Annotated in this window: 12 protein-coding genes; 4 read left to right on the forward strand and 8 right to left on the reverse strand. The window is 72.5% G+C overall.

Features of this window, described 5'->3' with window-relative positions; translation table 11 throughout:
- The first annotated feature begins 147 nt into the window (after positions 1-147).
- Positions 148-2,139 carry a 1-deoxy-D-xylulose-5-phosphate synthase gene (gene dxs, locus ACZ6CL_RS18270; protein WP_468937139.1) on the forward strand — a complete coding sequence of 664 codons (1,992 nt, stop codon included), beginning with the start codon at positions 148-150 and terminating at the stop codon, positions 2,137-2,139.
- 304 nt (positions 2,140-2,443) lie between these two features.
- Positions 2,444-3,913: an amino acid permease gene (locus tag ACZ6CL_RS18275; protein ID WP_468937378.1), complete on the forward strand. Its 1,470-nt coding sequence runs from the start codon at positions 2,444-2,446 to the stop codon at positions 3,911-3,913.
- A 20-nt stretch (positions 3,914-3,933) separates the two neighbouring features.
- Here the strand turns inward: ACZ6CL_RS18275 and ACZ6CL_RS18280 are convergent, their stop codons facing one another.
- Positions 3,934-4,338 carry an NTP pyrophosphohydrolase gene (locus tag ACZ6CL_RS18280; protein ID WP_468937140.1) on the reverse strand — a complete coding sequence of 135 codons (405 nt, stop codon included), beginning with the start codon at positions 4,336-4,338 and terminating at the stop codon, positions 3,934-3,936.
- A 67-nt stretch (positions 4,339-4,405) separates the two neighbouring features.
- Between ACZ6CL_RS18280 and ACZ6CL_RS18285 the strand changes: the two genes are divergently transcribed.
- Complete coding sequence (locus tag ACZ6CL_RS18285; protein WP_468937141.1) at positions 4,406-5,452, forward strand: PLL family lectin; 1,047 nt, start codon at positions 4,406-4,408, stop codon at positions 5,450-5,452.
- Between the two features lie 81 nt (positions 5,453-5,533).
- On the opposite strand, the gene ACZ6CL_RS18290 is transcribed toward ACZ6CL_RS18285, so the two are convergent.
- The 5 genes from ACZ6CL_RS18290 to ACZ6CL_RS18310 form a co-directional block, all read right to left on the reverse strand.
- Positions 5,534-7,663 (reverse strand): 3-hydroxyacyl-CoA dehydrogenase NAD-binding domain-containing protein, encoded by a 2,130-nt coding sequence (locus tag ACZ6CL_RS18290; RefSeq protein ID WP_468937142.1) that lies wholly within the window; start codon positions 7,661-7,663, stop codon positions 5,534-5,536.
- Positions 7,660-8,877, reverse strand: a complete 1,218-nt coding sequence (locus tag ACZ6CL_RS18295; RefSeq protein ID WP_385449046.1) for a thiolase family protein — start codon at positions 8,875-8,877, stop codon at positions 7,660-7,662. Before ACZ6CL_RS18295 ends, ACZ6CL_RS18290 begins: the two co-directional genes overlap by 4 nt.
- A 215-nt stretch (positions 8,878-9,092) precedes the next feature.
- Positions 9,093-10,370: a ribonuclease D gene (locus ACZ6CL_RS18300; RefSeq protein ID WP_468937143.1), complete on the reverse strand. Its 1,278-nt coding sequence runs from the start codon at positions 10,368-10,370 to the stop codon at positions 9,093-9,095.
- Between the two features lie 104 nt (positions 10,371-10,474).
- The gene (locus ACZ6CL_RS18305; RefSeq protein ID WP_063730929.1) at positions 10,475-11,137 is read right to left on the reverse strand and encodes a response regulator transcription factor; all 663 of its coding nucleotides are present in this window, start codon (positions 11,135-11,137) and stop codon (positions 10,475-10,477) included.
- 288 nt (positions 11,138-11,425) lie between these two features.
- Complete coding sequence (locus ACZ6CL_RS18310; RefSeq protein WP_468937144.1) at positions 11,426-12,142, reverse strand: DUF3000 domain-containing protein; 717 nt, start codon at positions 12,140-12,142, stop codon at positions 11,426-11,428.
- 91 nt (positions 12,143-12,233) lie between these two features.
- Between ACZ6CL_RS18310 and hemE the strand changes: the two genes are divergently transcribed.
- Positions 12,234-13,319 carry a uroporphyrinogen decarboxylase gene (gene hemE, locus ACZ6CL_RS18315; protein ID WP_468937145.1) on the forward strand — a complete coding sequence of 362 codons (1,086 nt, stop codon included), beginning with the start codon at positions 12,234-12,236 and terminating at the stop codon, positions 13,317-13,319.
- A 46-nt stretch (positions 13,320-13,365) separates the two neighbouring features.
- On the opposite strand, the gene ACZ6CL_RS18320 is transcribed toward hemE, so the two are convergent.
- Positions 13,366-14,754, reverse strand: a complete 1,389-nt coding sequence (locus tag ACZ6CL_RS18320) for an FAD-dependent oxidoreductase (RefSeq protein WP_468937146.1) — start codon at positions 14,752-14,754, stop codon at positions 13,366-13,368.
- A 48-nt stretch (positions 14,755-14,802) separates the two neighbouring features.
- Positions 14,803-16,248, reverse strand: coding sequence for an MFS transporter (locus ACZ6CL_RS18325; RefSeq protein ID WP_468937147.1), 1,446 nt, complete (start codon positions 16,246-16,248; stop codon positions 14,803-14,805).
- Positions 16,249-16,286 lie beyond the last annotated feature (38 nt).

Raw genomic sequence — 16,286 nt, forward strand, 5'->3', positions numbered from 1 at the left:
GTGGGGCCACCCGGGGGAAAAACGGGGCTTCCGGGGGGGGAAGCTTGCCCCTTTGTGGTCCGGGGTTTCTCCTCCCGGTCCGCCCCGCCCCACCCGCTTTTGCCCCCCCCCCCTCCCCGCCGAGACACCCCCTGACGGCAAGGCTCGATGGAGACGCTCGACAGCAAGGAGGCACGGGTGCTGCTGACCGGCATCAGGGGACCGCGCGATCTGGACCGGCTCGCCCCGGAGCAGCTGAACCAGCTGGCCGCGGAGATCCGCACCTTTCTCGTCGACGCCGTGTCCAAGACCGGAGGGCATCTCGGGCCCAATCTGGGCGTGGTCGAGCTGACCATCGCCCTGCACCGGGTCTTCGAGTCACCGAAGGACAAGGTGCTGCTGGACACCGGGCACCAGTCCTACGTCCACAAGCTGCTCACCGGGCGCCAGGACTTCTCGCGGCTCAAGAAGAAGGACGGGCTGTCGGGTTACCCCTCGCGCGCCGAGTCGGAGCACGACGTCATCGAGAACAGCCACGCCTCCGCCGTCCTCGGCTGGGCCGAGGGCATCGCCAAGGCGAACGAGCTGCAGGGCAAGCCGGACCACGTGGTCGCGGTCATCGGGGACGGCGCGCTGACCGGCGGCATGGCCTGGGAGGCGCTGAACAACATCGCCGCCGCGAAGAACCGCCCGCTGGTCATCGTCGTGAACGACAACGAGTGGTCGTACTCGCCGACGATCGGCGGTCTCGCGAACCACCTCGCCACGCTGCGCACCACCGACGGCTACGAGCGTTTCCTGGCCCGCGGCAAGGACCTCCTGGAGCGCACCCCGGTCGTCGGCCGCCCGTTGTACGAGACGCTGCACGGCGCGAAGAAGGGGCTGAAGGACTTCATCGCCCCGCAGGGCATGTTCGAGGACCTGGGGCTGAAGTACGTCGGCCCGATCGACGGCCATGACATCGAGGCGCTGGAGTCCGCTTTCCAGCGGGCGAAGCGTTTCGGCGGCCCGGTCATCGTGCACTGCCTCACCGAGAAGGGCCGTGGCTACACCCCGGCCGAGCAGGACGAGACCGACCGTTTCCACGGCATCGGCCCGATCCACCCCGACACCGGGCTGCCGATCTCGGCGGGCGGCGCCGACTGGACCTCGGTCTTCGGCGAGGAGATGGTCAAGCTCGGCGAGGAGCGGGAGGACATCGTCGCGATCACGGCGGCGATGCTGCACCCGGTGGGCCTCACCGAGTTCGCGAAACGGTTCCCGGATCGGGTCTACGACGTGGGCATCGCCGAGCAGCACGGCGCCGTGTCGGCGGCGGGCCTGGCCACCGGCGGTGTGCATCCGGTCTTCGCGGTCTACGCCACGTTCCTCAACCGCGCCTTCGACCAGGTGCTGATGGATGTGGCGCTGCACAAGTGCGGGGTCACCTTCGTCCTCGACCGCGCCGGGATCACCGGTTCGGACGGGCCGTCGCACAACGGCATGTGGGACATGTCTCTCCTCCAGGTCGTCCCCGGGCTGCGGATCGCCGCCCCGCGTGACGCGGGCCAGGTCCGTGCCCAGCTGCGGGAGGCCGTCGAGGTGGACGACGCGCCGACGGTGGTGCGGTACTCGAAGGGCGCGGTCGGCCCGGAGGTCGCCGCGGTCGGGCGGATCGGCGGCATGGACGTGCTGCGCGAGCCCGCGGCGAGCGCCGCGGACGACCCCGATGTGCTGCTCGTCTCGGTCGGCGCGCTGGCCCCGATGTGCCTGGAGATCGCGGACCTCCTGGACAAGCAGGGCATTTCGGCCACGGTGATCGACCCGCGCTGGGTCAAGCCGGTGGACGAGGAGCTTCCCGCGCTCGCCGAGCGCCACCGCGTCGTCGTCACCGTCGAGGACAACAGCCGGGTCGGCGGGGTGGGCTCCGCCATCTCCCAGGCGCTGCGCGACTCCGGCGTCGACATGCCGGTGCGCGACTTCGGCATCCCGCCGCGCTTCCTGGAGCACGCCTCCCGCAAGGAGGTCATGGCCGAGATCGGTCTGACCGCACCGGACATCGCCCGCCAGGTCACCGGCCTGGTGTCGCGGCTCGGCGGCCGCTACGAGGAGTCGTCCGGTACGGAGGAGCAGGGCGTGGCGACGCGCCGCGCGACCTCCGCCGAGCCGGTGCGCGACTAGCTCCAGCGGCTGGGTTCCAGCGGTTAGGTTCCAGCGGCTAGGTTCCGCGGAACAGGGCCCCGGCCCGGACCGAGCAGGTCCGGGCCGGGGCCCTGTCGTGCTCCGACCGGCCCAGCCCCGTCCCGCCTGCCCGCCCCCATCGGGTGAATCGGCGAGGCCGCCGAGTGTGCGCGCATCCCTCCCGCGCGGTTGGCAGAACCATGACGCGCGGGGGCAGGCGCGGGAGGTGTCACCGGTGAGCGATGAGGAACCAGGCGGCGACGGAGGCCGGAGCGGCCGCCGGGGCAGGGCCCGGCCGGAGTATCTGCGGACGAAGACGATCGAGCAGTCCATCAAGGACACCGAGGAGCCCGAGCACGCCCTCACCAGGTCGCTGACCGCCCTGGACCTCACGGTCTTCGGCGTCGGCGTCATCATCGGCACCGGCATCTTCGTGCTCACCGGCGCCGTCGCCAGGCAGCAGGCGGGCCCCGCGACCGCGCTGGCCTTCGTGGTCGCGGGCGTGGTGTGCGCGCTGGCCGCGCTGTGCTACGCCGAGTTCGCCTCGTCCGTTCCGGTGGCCGGGTCCGCGTACACCTTCTCGTACGCCTCGCTCGGCGAGCTGCCCGCCTGGATCATCGGCTGGGACCTGGTCCTGGAGTTCGCGCTCGGCACCGCCGTGGTCGCGGTCGGCTGGGCCGGGTACGTACGCTCGCTCCTGGACAACGCCGGGTGGCGGCTGCCCGCCGTGCTCTCCGGCCCCGACGAGGCGAGCGGCTTCACCTTCGACATCCTCGCCGCCGCCCTGGTGCTGGCGCTGACCGCGATCCTGGTCCTCGGCATGAAGCTGTCCGCGCGCGTCACCACCGTCGTGGTGGCGGTGAAGGTGACCGTCGTGCTGCTCGTCATCATCGCGGGCTCCTTCTTCATCGACGCGGACAACTACCGGCCGTTCATCCCGGAAGCCAAGGGCACGCTCTCCGCATCCGGGCTGCGGGCGCCGCTGATCCAGCTGATGGCCGGGTACGAGCCGACGACCTTCGGCGTCGCCGGGATCTTCACCGCCGCCGCCGTGGTCTTCTTCGCGTTCATCGGCTTCGACGTGGTGGCCACCGCGGCGGAGGAGACCAAGAACCCGCAGCACGACATGCCGCGCGGCATCCTCGGCTCGCTCTTCATCTGCACCGCGCTCTATGTCGCGGTGTCCATCGTGGTCACCGGCATGCAGAAGTACACCCGGCTGACGGTCGACGCCCCGCTCGCCGACGCCTTCAAGGCGACCGGACACCCCTTCTACGCGGGCCTCATCAGCTTCGGCGCCGCGGTCGGGCTCACCACCGTGTGCATGATCCTGCTGCTGGGCCAGACCCGGGTCTTCTTCGCGATGAGCCGTGACGGGCTGCTGCCGCGGTTCTTCGCCAAGGTGCATCCGCGGTACGGCACCCCGTACCGCTCGACGATCCTGCTGGGCGTCCTCATCGCGGTGGTCGCCGGGTTCACCAGCATCTCGGAACTGGCGGCTCTGGTGAACATCGGCACGCTCTTCGCGTTCGTCGTCGTCGCGCTCGGCGTCATCGTCCTCCGCCGCACCCGCCCCGACCTGCCCCGCGCTTTCCGCACGCCGTGGGTGCCGGTGCTGCCCGCCGTCTCCGTGGCGGCGTCGCTGTGGCTGATGCTGAATCTGCCCGCGGAGACCTGGCTGCGGTTCGGGGTGTGGATGGTGCTGGGCATCGTCATCTACGTCCTGTACGGGCGCGGGCACAGCCGGGTGACCCAGGCGGGCACGCGCCGCTGAGCGCCTGCCTGACGGGGCGTCTAGCCCCGGACGGCGCGGGGGCCCACGACCTCCGCGCCGAGCGCCGTCACCCGCTCCCGCAGCTCCCGGTCGGCCGTGACCACCAGGCAGGGCCGCCCCGGCTCGCGCGCGGCCGTCAGCTCCACGATCAGGTCGTCCCCGCTCCCCGGCGCCGCCTCCACCCGTACGCCCTCCACGGGCTCCACGCCGCGCGCGGCGCCCTCCACCACCAGGACGATGTCCAGGGGCGGTTGACGGGCCCATTCGGGGACGCCCGTGCGCTCCGGGACGCCGCTCACCGCGACCGCTCCGAGCCGGTCGCGCAGCCGCTCGGCCGCCCCGTGCCGGTCGCGCCACCAGCCGTCCGGGACCGAGCCGACCACGTTTGCCGCGTCCACGATGACGAGCCCGCCGAGACTACTCATAGACCAGGCAAAATACTATGGGCGACGGGGAACAGGTAGATCGACGCGGGAAGGTTGGCGGCGGGCCATGGCGTTGCGGTTGCTCCGCGGCAAGGACGGCAGGCTCACGGCCTACGCACTGGTGGCGGGCGGTGTCGCCCGCTGGACCGAAGAACGGCGGGGCGGGCCGGACTGGACGGGCCCTCTGCGGATCGAGGTCCCCGGGCTGTCCCGGCTGACGGCCGCTCAGGGGGCCGACGGCTACGCGCATCTCGTGGGGCTCCGGCACACGGAGGGCAAGGACGGGCAACAGGTCGACATCGTCCACGCGACCCAGTTCCAGACCGGCCGCGCGCTCACCGCGTGGCACTCCCTGGGCACCCCGCACCCCAAGGACCAGGCCAAGGCGCAGCGGATCGGCATACCGGCCGCGGCGGTGGACTCCACGGGCGCGCTCCGCGTCTTCGTCCGCAACGCCGGGGGAGGGGTGAGCGCGCGGCGGCAGGATCCCAAGAAGGGGACGTGGGACCGCTGGACCGACTGGAAGGGCACGCACGTGCTGGACGGCCTGTCCGCGGCCGCCACCGCCGACGGCCGTCTCGAACTGTTCGCACCGGCCTGGAAGGGAGCGGCGCTGCGCTGGTACCAGCCCACGCCCGGCGCCGCTCCGAAGCGGGCCGAGGACATACCCGCCGACGCCCAGCCGGATTCGGCGTCCGCGGTGGAGACCAGCCCCGGCACCGTCACCCACTACTGGCGGGACGTCCGCAGCGGTGAGGTCCTGGCCTGGCGGCCCAGCTCCCCGGCCCCCGTGCCGCTGGGCGGGCTGACGGGCGCCGGGCCCGTCGCGGTGCTCCGCGCCCCGGTGGACGGCCACGACTGCACCGTTCTGGCGCACCGCGACACCTCCAGCGGACGGCTGGCCGTCGCCGCGCATCCGGCGGAGGACGAGGCGGCGGGCGTGTGGTGGACGCCGTCCGGCGACCCCGGCGCCCAGCACCCGGCGCTCGTGCTGGACGGGCACGGGCTGGTGGTCCTGGCCGCGCTCGCGCCGGACGGCGGTCTGCTGGTGGCGCGTCAGAAGACGGACGAGCGGGGCCTGGCCCTGCGAGCCTGGTCCCGCGTCGGGACATGACCCGGCGGGCCGGGGCATGACACGGGCGCCGGGCGGGCCCGCTGGCCCACCCGGCGCCCATCGACGGCGCGGCGCGCGGTGTTACGCCGGGACGCTCGCGATCCCCGGGGCCAGGAACGGCTTGCCGTTCACCCGCTCCGAGACGCCCTCACGGTCCAGGTACGGCGTCAGGCCGCCCAGGTGGAAGGGCCAGCCGGCGCCGGTGATCAGACACAGGTCGATGTCCTGCGCCTCGGCGACGACGCCCTCGTCCAGCATCAGGCCGATCTCCTGCGCGACGGCGTCCAGCACCCGGGCGCGCACCTGCTCCTCCGTCAGGACGGTGTCGCCCTGCTGGAGCAGCGCGGCGACCTCCGGGTCCAGCTCCGGCTTGCCGGAGTCGTAGACGTAGAAGCCGCGCTTGCCCGCCTCGACCACGCGCTTGAGGTTCTCCGAGACCGTGAAGCGCTCCGGGAAGGCGCCGTGCAGCGTCTCGGAGACGTGCAGGCCGATGGCCGGGCCGACCAGCTCCAGCAGCACCAGCGGGGACATCGGCAGCCCGAGCGGCTCGACCGCGCGCTCCGCGACGTCGACCGGGGTGCCCTCGTCGATGACGTTCTGGATCTCGCCCATGAAGCGGGTCAGGATCCGGTTGACGACGAATGCCGGGGCGTCCTTGACCAGGACGGCGGTCTTCTTCAGCTTCTTGGCCACCCCGAAGGCGGTGGCCAGCGACGCGTCATCGGTCTGCTCGCCGCGGACGATCTCCAGCAGCGGCAGGATCGCGACCGGGTTGAAGAAGTGGAAGCCGACGACCCGCTCGGGGTGCTGGAGCTTCGACGCCATCTCGCTGACCGACAGCGAGGAGGTGTTGGTGGCGAGGATGGCGTGCTCCGGCACGACCGCCTCGACCTCGGCGAACACCTGCTGCTTGACGCCCATCTCCTCGAAGACGGCCTCGATGACGAAGTCGGCGTCCCCGAAGGCGGCGGCCTTGTCCAGCGAGCCGGTCACCGCGGCCTTGAGCCGGTTGGCCTTGTCCTGGCTGATCCGGCCCTTGAGCAGCAGCTTGTCGATCTCGTCGTGGACGTAGCCCACGCCCTTGTCGACGCGCTCCTGGTCGATGTCGGTCAGTACGACCGGCACCTCCAGGCGGCGCGCGAACAGCAGCGCCAGCTGCGAGGCCATCAGCCCCGCGCCCACCACGCCGACCTTGGAGACCGGGCGGGCCAGCGACTTGTCCGGGGCGCCGGCCGGCCGCTTGGCGCGCTTCTGCACCAGGTTGAAGGCGTAGATGCCGCTGCGCAGCTCGCTGCCCATGATGAGGTCGGCGAGCGCCTTCTCCTCGGCCTCGTAGCCGCGGGCGAGGTCGCCGTTGCGGGCGGCGTCGATGATCTCCAGCGCGCGGTACGCGGCCGGGGCCGCCCCGTGCACCTTGCCGTCGGCGATGGCGCGGCCGCGTACGACGGCCTCGTGCCAGGCGTCGCCCCGGTCGATCTCGGGCCGGGCGATCTCGATCTCGCCCCGCAGGACGGCCGCGGTCCAGATCAGCGACTGCTCCAGGAAGTCCGCGCCCTCGAAGATCGCGTCCGCGATCCCGAGTTCGTAGACCTGCTGGCCCTTCAGCTGCTTGTTCTGGTTCAGCGAGTTCTCGATGATCACCGAGACCGCGCGGTCCGCGCCGATCAGGTTCGGCAGCAGGGTGCAGCCGCCCCAGCCGGGCACCAGGCCGAGGAACACCTCGGGCAGCGAGAAGGCGGGCAGCGCGGCCGAGACGGTGCGGTAGGCGCAGTGCAGGCCGACCTCGACGCCGCCGCCCATCGCCGCGCCGTTGTAGTACGCGAAGGTGGGCACGGCGAGGGTGGACAGCCGCTTGAAGACGTCGTGGCCGCCCTTGCCGATGGCGAGCGCGTCCTCGTGGCGCTTCAGCAGCTCCACGCCCTTGAGGTCGGCGCCGACGGCGAAGATGAACGGCTTGCCGGTGATGCCGACGCCGGTGATCTCGCCGTCCGCGGCCTCCTTCTCCACCTGGTCGATCGCCGCGTTGAGGTGCGCGAGCGAGGCCGGGCCGAAGGTGGTGGGCTTGGTGTGGTCGAGCCCGTTGTCCAGGGTGATGAGGGCGAAGCGGCCCGCGTCCTGGGGGAGGTCGAGGTGACGGACGTGCGCCTGCGTCACGACCTCGTCCGGGAACAGCTCGGCCGCCCCCTTGAGAAGCTCTGCGGTGGTAGTCACTTGTTCCCCTCGAAGTGCGGGTTCTCCCAGATCACGGTGCCACCCATGCCGAAGCCGATGCACATGGTGGTGATGCCGTAGCGGACTTCCGGCTGCTCCTCGAACTGCCGCGCCAGCTGCGTCATCAGGCGGACGCCGGAGGAGGCGAGCGGGTGGCCGAAGGCGATCGCGCCGCCGTACTGGTTGACGCGCGGGTCGTCGTCCGCGATGCCGTAGTGGTCCAGGAACGACAGCACCTGGACGGCGAAGGCCTCGTTGATCTCGAAGAGGCCGATGTCATCGATCGTCAGCCCGGCCTTGGCCAGGGCCTTGACGGTCGCCGGGACCGGTCCGTAGCCCATCACCTCGGGCTCGACGCCCGCGAAGGCGAACGACACCAGACGCATCCGGACCGGCAGCTCCAGCTCCCGGGCGAAGTCCTCGGAGGCGATCAGGGAGGCGGTGGCGCCGTCGTTGAGCCCCGCGGAGTTGCCCGCGGTGACCCGGCCGTGCGGCCGGAACGGGGTCTTCAGCGTGGCCAGGTTCTCCAGCGTGGTGCCCGGGCGCATCGGCTCGTCGGAGGTCGCGAGCCCCCAGCCGGTCTCCCCGCCCTCGGGGGTGGTGCGGCGCACCGAGACCGGCACCAGGTCCTGCTGGATCTTGCCGTTGGCGTACGCCTTGGCGGCCTTCTCCTGGCTGCGCACCGCGAACTCGTCGGCGCGCTGCTTGGTGAGGTGCGGCAGCCGGTCGTGCAGGTTCTCCGCGGTCATGCCCATGAAGAGGGCCGACTCGTCGACCAGCTTCTCGGAGACGAAGCGCGGGTTCGGGTCGACGCCCTCGCCCATCGGGTGGCGGCCCATGTGCTCCACGCCGCCCGCGACGACCGCGTCGTACGCGCCGAAGGCGATGGAGCCAGCGGTGGCGGTGACGGCGGTCATCGCACCGGCACACATCCGGTCGATCGAGTAGCCGGGGACGGACTGCGGCAGCCCGGCCAGGATGCCCGCGGTGCGGCCGATGGTCAGGCCCTGGTCCCCGATCTGGGTGGTCGCGGCGACGGCCACCTCGTCGATGCGCTCCGGCGGCAGATCCGGGTTGCGTCGCAGCAGCTCCCGGATGCACTTGACGACCAGGTCGTCGGCGCGGGTCTCGTGGTAGATGCCCTTCGGGCCCGCCTTGCCGAACGGGGTACGGACGCCGTCGACGAAGACGACGTCCCTAGCGGTACGAGGCACGTTGGCTCTCCTCCAGGTGCGGGATGGCACTGCTGCGGGCACGCCATCGGCGCGCCTCCACACCCTCATGCTACTTATGAGTAACCACGCTGCCCAGTCTTCACCGCCGTAGCGTCGAAGGTCACAGGTCAGGGCGGGTGAGCCGGGCTGGGAGCCACGCGGGAGGGGACCGGCGGCAGGGCCGCCGGTCCACGCGCGTCACATCACGCCGGAGGTCACGCGGGCTCTGCCCCCAAAGCGCCGGTCAGGACCGCCGACACCTGGTCGATCTGCCAGGGACGGGCGCCATGAGCGGCGAGAACGTCCGCCACCGCGTCCGTCGTCGGCTCCGCCGGGGGCTCCCAGCACAGCCGCCGGACGGTGTCCGGGGCGATCAGGTTCTCCTGCGGCAGGTTCAGCTGCTCGGCGAGCGAGGTCACCGCCGCGCGGGCCGCCGAGAGCCGGGCCGCCGCCGCGGGGTCCTTGTCGGCCCAGGCGCGCGGCGGGGGCGGACCGGCCACCGGCTGGCCGGGCTGCGGAAGTTCGGCCTCCGGCAGTTCCCGGGCCCGGTCCACCGCGGCCTGCCACTGCTCCAGCTGGCGGCGGCTCATCCGGTGGCCGAAGCCGCTGAGCGCGGACAGCGCCCGGGCGTTCACCGGCAGCGCCAGCGCGGCCTCCACGATCGCCGCGTCCCCCAGCACCTTGCCGGGGGACACGTCGCGGCGCTGGGCGATCCGGTCCCGGGTCGTCCACAGCTCGCGCACGACGGCCATCTGCCGTCGTCGTCTCACCTTGTGCATCCCCGACGTACGCCGCCAGGGATCCTTGCGCGGCGGGGCGGGCGGGGCCGCGGCGATGGCCGCGAACTCCTGGTGCGCCCACTCCAGCTTCCCCTGCCGGGTCAGCTCCTCCTCCAGCGCGTCGCGCAGGTCGACCAGCAGCTCCACATCGAGCGCGGCGTAGTGCAGCCACGGCTCGGGGAGCGGGCGGGTCGACCAGTCGACGGCCGAATGACCCTTCTCCAGCGCGTAGCCGAGGATGTTCTCGACCATGGCGCCGAGCCCCACCCGGGCGAACCCGGCCAGCCGGCCCGCGAGTTCGGTGTCGAAGAGCCGGTCCGGGACCATGCCTATGTCCCGCAGACACGGCAGATCCTGGGTGGCGGCGTGCAGCACCCACTCGGCGTCGGCGATGGCGGCCCCCAGACCCGACAGGTCGGGGCAGCCGACGGGGTCGATCAGTGCGGTCCCCGCTCCGGCCCGGCGCAGCTGGACCAGATAGGCCCGCTGTCCGTAGCGGTAGCCGGAGGCGCGCTCGGCGTCGACGGCGACGGGGCCGTGGCCCGCGGCGAAGGCCGCGACGACCTCGTCGAGCGCGTCCGGGCCGGCGATGACGGGCGGAATGCCCTCCCGCGGCTCCAGCAAGGGGACCGGCGCCGGGGGGAGGTCGTCCGGAGGAGCGCCCCCGGTGGTTCGCAGTGTCGTCTCTGCTGCGGTCTCTTGGGCGTCGGTCACCTGTCAAGGGTAGCTGTGTACGGCGCGTACACAGGCGCCCGTCGACGGAACGTTCCGTCGACGGGCGCCAGGGCGGTGCGGGCGGGGCATCCCCGCCGTGGGTCTCAGTGGATGATGCCGGTGCGCAGCGCGACCGCGACCATGCCGGCGCGGTCGCCGGTGCCGAGCTTGCGGGCGATCCGGGCGAGGTGGCTCTTGACGGTGAGTGCGGACAGGCCCATCGAGACGCCGATGGCCTTGTTGGACTGGCCCTCCGCAACCAGCCTCAGCACCTCCACCTCACGTCCCGACAACTCCCGGTAACCACCCGGGTGACCGGGGGCGCCCGGCGGGCGGCGGTGCATGCGGGCGGCGGCGGCGCCGATGGGGGCGGCGCCCGGGCGGCCCGGAATGCCCAGGTTGGTGCGGGTGCCGGTGACGACGTAGCCCTTGACGCCACCGGCCAGCGCGTTGCGCACGGCGCCGATGTCGTCGGCGGCGGAGAGGGCCAGGCCGTTCGGCCAGCCCGCGGCGCGGGTCTCGGACAGCAGGGTGAGGCCGGAGCCGTCGGGGAGGTGGACGTCGGCGACGCAGATGTCGCGCGGGTTGCCGATACGGGGGCGGGCCTCCGCGACGGACGACGCCTCGATGACGTCGCGCACCCCGAGGGCCCACAGGTGACGGGTGACGGTGGAACGAACGCGGGGGTCGGCGACGACGACCATGGCCGTCGGCTTGTTCGGGCGATAGGCGACCAGGCTGGACGGTTGCTCGAGGAGAACAGACACCAGGCCTCCTGGAAAGTGGTGGGACGGGTCACCACTCCTTCGGCACCGATTCGGTCCAGCTTTAGGGAATGATCACGATTTGGTGAGTAACAATTCGGGCAATTCAGACTCCTGAGCGATCAGTGCCGCTCTTTTTGAGGCGCGTTCGCCTCCGGGGCGCCACAGCCGGTGTCGACGGCCGACCGTGCTCGGCCCGTCGTTCCCCAGGGCCTGCGCGCGCTTTCCCTTCCGGTACCGGTGCGCCCCTTCGGCTCGCCCCCAGCTACCGCTGGGAGGTGCCCCCGCCGATCAGCGCGGTCCGCCGGGGCCCCGACGCTGGGGGAGGGAGACGACGCCCGCCTCCGTCGTCCCGGCCGGGGGAAGACCGGCGATCTGGCACAGCAGGTCGCACCAGGCCGCCAGGTGTGCCCCGGTGTCCGGCACGCCCAGCGGCTCCGCGCCCGCCTCGTCCGCCCGCTCCGCCTCGGGGGGCGGGTGGTCCGACGGCGTCCAGGAGGCGCGGATCTCGATCCGGGTCGAGGGCTCCCGCTCCCCGATCCCGCCGAAGTAGTGCGAGCTGGCGCGCGTCACCGTGCCGCTCGGCTCCCCACAGGAGAGCCCGCGCGCGTCCAGCGCGCCGGTGAGCCACGACCAGCACACGTCGGGCAGCAGGGGGTCCGCCGCGATCTCCGGCTCCAGGTCGGCGTGGATCAGCGTGACCAGCCGGAAGGTGCCGCGCCAGGCGTCGTGGCCCGCCGGGTCGTGCAGCAGGATGAGCCGGCCCTCGGCCAGCTCCTCGTCGTCGTCATCGGAGGTGGCGTCCGTGACCACCGCTTCGAGTGCGTAGGAGAACGGCGCCAGACGGCGCGGTGGTGGGGTCGGGTCGAGCTCCACCTCGGGCCGCACCCGGACCGCGCGCAGACCGGCGACCGCGCGCCGGAAGGCGAGCGGGGCGCCTTCCCCGCCCGCGTCCGGGCCCCCCGCACCGTCAGCACCGTTCGAGAGGTGTCCTTGAACCGCTGCCATGCCCGGAAGACTAGGCGCAGTAAGGGCTTCAACCGGGGAGGAACACCCGGGTTGGCGGGTCACTCGTTCGGCCCGTGCGAAGATTTGGTGCATGAGCGCCACAGAGCGGCCCTCGGGCCAGCAGCAGACCGGCCGCCCGGCGGCGAACCCCTGCGCCGATTCGGCCTTCCTCCGGGCGTGTCGGCGCGAACCGGTGCCGCATACCCCGGTGTGGTTCATGCGGCAGGCGGGGCGCTCGCTGCCGGAGTACCGCAAGGTCCGCGAGGGCACCGCCATGCTGGAGTCCTGCATGCGGCCCGACCTGGTCACGGAGATCACGCTGCAGCCGGTGCGCCGTCACCGGGTGGACGCGGCGATCTACTTCAGCGACATCGTGGTGCCGCTCAAGGCGATCGGCCTCGACCTCGACATCAAGCCCGGCGTCGGCCCCGTCGTGGAGCGTCCGATCCGCAGCCGCGCGGATCTGGAGCGACTGCGTCCGCTCGATCCCGATGATGTGAAGTACGTCACCGAGGCCGTCGGATCGCTCGTCGGCGAGCTGGGCGCCACGCCCCTCATCGGTTTCGCGGGCGCGCCCTTCACGCTCGCCAGCTATCTGGTCGAAGGCGGCCCGTCGCGCAACCACGAGCACACCAAGGCGCTCATGTACGGCGACCCGGAGCTGTGGGCGGATCTGCTGGACCGGCTCGCGGACATCACCGCCACCTTCCTCAAGGTGCAGATCGAGGCGGGCGCCTCGGCCGTGCAGCTCTTCGACTCCTGGGTCGGCGCCCTGGCCCCGGCCGACTACCGCCGCAGCGTGATGCCCGCCTCCACGAAGGTCTTCGAGGCCGTCGCCGGATACGGTGTGCCGCGCATCCACTTCGGCGTCGGCACCGGTGAACTGCTCGGCCTGCTCGGTGAGGCGGGGGCGGATGTCGTCGGCGCCGACTGGCGGGTGCCGCTGGACGAGGCCGCCCGCCGGGTGGGCCCCGGCAAGGCGCTGCAGGGCAACCTCGACCCCGCCGTGCTGTTCGCGCCGCGCGAGGCCGTGGAGGCCAAGGCGGCCGAGGTGCTGGACGCGGCCCAGGGTCTTGAGGGGCACATCTTCAACCTCGGCCACGGGGTGCTGCCCACCACCGACCCGGACGCCCTGACCCGGCTCGTGGAGTACGTCCACACCCGCACCGCGCGCTGACCCGGGCACCGGCGGCGGGTCCCTGCCCGGCACCGGCGGCGGGGTCCTACCCGTCCGCCGCCTCCCGTACGGCGGCCGCCGCCTTGCGCGCCGCCACCTGCACCGGGTCCCAGACCGGGGAGAACGGCGGGGCGTACCCCAGGTCCAGCGACGCGACCTGCTCGACCGTCATCCCGGCGGTCAGCGCGACCGCCGCGATGTCCACGCGCTTGCCCGCGCCCTCCCGGCCGACGATCTGCACGCCGAGCAGCCGCCCCGTGCGGCGCTCGGCGAGCACCTTCACCGTCATGGGGCGGGCGTCGGGGTAGTACCCGGCGCGGCTGGTCGACTCGGCGGTGACGGTGTGGAAGCGCAGCCCCACCTCCTCCGCCTGGGCCTCCAGCAGCCCGGTGCGGGCGATCTCCAGATCGCAGACCTTGCTGACCGCGGTGCCGACCACGCCGGGGAATGTCGCGTAGCCGCCCCCGATATTGGTGCCGATGACCTGGCCCTGCTTATTGGCGTGGGTGCCCAGCGGGATGTGCCGGGTGCGGCCGGACATCACGTCCAGGACCTCGACGCAGTCGCCGCCCGCCCAGATGTTGGCGTGGCCGCGCACCCGCATGGCCAGGTCGGTGAGCAGCCCGCCGGACTCGCCCAGGGGCAGCCCCGCCTCCCGGGCGAGCCCGGTCTTGGGGGCCACTCCGAGGCCCAGGACGACCAGCTCGGCCGGGTATTCGCTGACCTTGGTGGCCACGCCGCGCACCCGGCCGTCCTCGCCGGTCAGCACCTCGGCGACCTCGGCGCCGGTCACGGTGTCGATGCCGAGCCCGGTCATGGCGTCGCGCACCAGCCGCCCCATGTCGGGGTCGAGCGTGGCCATCGGCTGCTCGCCGCGCTCCAGGACGGTGACGCGGCAGCCGCGGCGGGTCAGCGCCTCGGCCATCTCGACCCCGATGTATCCGGCGCCGACCACGACCGCCCGCTCGACCGTCCGGCCCTCCAGGGTCTCCAGCAGCGCCCGGCCGTCGTCCAGGGTCTGCACCCCGTGCACCCCGGGCGCGTCGATGCCGGGCATGCCGGGGCGGCGCGGCCGGGCGCCGGTGGCGATCACCAGGTCGTCGAAGCCGTGCCAGCGCTCGGCGCCGCCGGACGCGTCCAGCTCGCGGACCCGGACCCGCTGCCCGTAGAGGTCGATCTCGGTGACCTCGCTGCGCGTACGGACGTCGATACCGCGCCCGCGGTGGGCCTCCGGGGTCCGGGCGACGAGGTCGTCGGGGCCGTTCACCAGGCCTCCGGCCCAGTACGGGATGCCGCAGGCCGAGTACGACGTGAAGTGGCCGCGCTCGAACGCGAGGATCTCCAGCTCGCCCCGCTTGCTGAGCCTGCGCGCCTGGGACGCCGCCGACATCCCCGCCGCGTCGCCCCCGATGACCACCATCCGCCGTGCCGTCATCGATTCCGCCCCTTCGCCGCCGTATGTCCCGCTCCGTCACGGGCCAGGCTACGAGGGGGCGGTGCGCTCGCGTACCAGGACGTACAGAACAGCACTCGCGAGCATCAGCGCGCCGTCGATGTAGACGGCGGACGTCCAGCTGCCGTAGTGGTCGAAGAGGGTGCCGCTCAGCGCCGGGCTGATCACCGCGCCTATCTCCCCGACCAGGTTGAACAGGCCGAAGGCGGCGCCGCGCTCGGACGCGTCGACCACATCGTTCAGCAGGGCGTGGGCCATCGGCTGGAGGGCGTTGAAGAACAGGCTGGTGACGAAGAGCAGGAGGGACATCACCAGCAGGGACGGCTTCTCCTGGGTCTGGAGATAGACCGCGAAGACCAGCACCAGCACGCCCTGGACCACGGTGAAAGCGATCAGCAGCGGCCGCCGCCCCCACCCCCGGTCCTTCGCCAGGTCCGACAGCCGCCCGCCGACCGGGAACCCGAGGATGCCCGCGCCCGCGTTGAACGTCGCGACCAGTGCCGCGTTCTGGAAGGAGCTGTGCGCGGCGTCGGCGACGATCGACACCGACCAGAAGCTGAAGAACCACAGGTTCCACATGACCGCGATGAAGGCGAAGCTGAGCAGCAGCACATTGCGGTTTCGGGAGATGGAGCCGAGCCGCGACCCGCGCCGGGCGAAGATCGCCCCGATCAGCACGAAGGCGAGCACGCACTCCAGGACGGCCACGCCCCAGCTCGGCATCCCCGCCCCGTCGGCGATCAGATAGACCGCCATGACGGCCGCGCACAGCACCGCCGAGATGCCCAGCAGCCGCAGGGTGGAGCCGGTGGCCTTGAGCGGGCCGCCGATGCGGCGCAGATAGGCGGTGGTGATCCAGCCGAACGCGAGCGTGGCGCCGCCCAGCACCAGGAACGGCATCCGCCAGGCGTCCTCGTCGCCGAACACCCCGGCGCCCCAGTCGATCAGATAGGGCGTGCTGATGGTCGCGACCGTCAGCCCGATCGACAGCCCGGTGATGGCGACGCCCATGCCCAGACTGGTCTTCTCGGGCGGGGTGCGCTGGGCGATCAGCGCGCGGTCGTTGGAGTAGAAGACGCCCTCGCCCAGCCCGGTCAGCACCCGCAGCACGACGAAGGCGATCAGCCCGCTCACCATCCCGCTGGCCAGGGTCGCCACCCCCGCCCACAGCAGGGAGACGGCGAGCATCGCGCGATGCCCGAAGCGGTCCCCGAGATAGCCGCCGGGGAACTGGGTGAGCATGTAGCCCGCGAAGAAGAGGCTGCCGATCAGTCCGCCGAGGGCATGCGGATGGCTGGCGGAGCCCAGCATGCCGTGGTCGTTCTCGATCAGCCAGGTGACCACCGGGCCGGTGAGGGTGCGGTCGGCGTAGGAGAAGAGCCAGCCGCCGAGCAGCATGGCCCACAGCGTGTGATACGGCTGCCAGCCGGTGCGCCGGGCGGTCGGCTCCCGCGCGGCGGTGTCCTCGGTGGTCACTTCGGGAGCCCCCCTTGGGCGTTGGGTGTTCAGGCTCG

Source organism: Streptomyces sp. NPDC041200 (assembly GCF_055591805.1).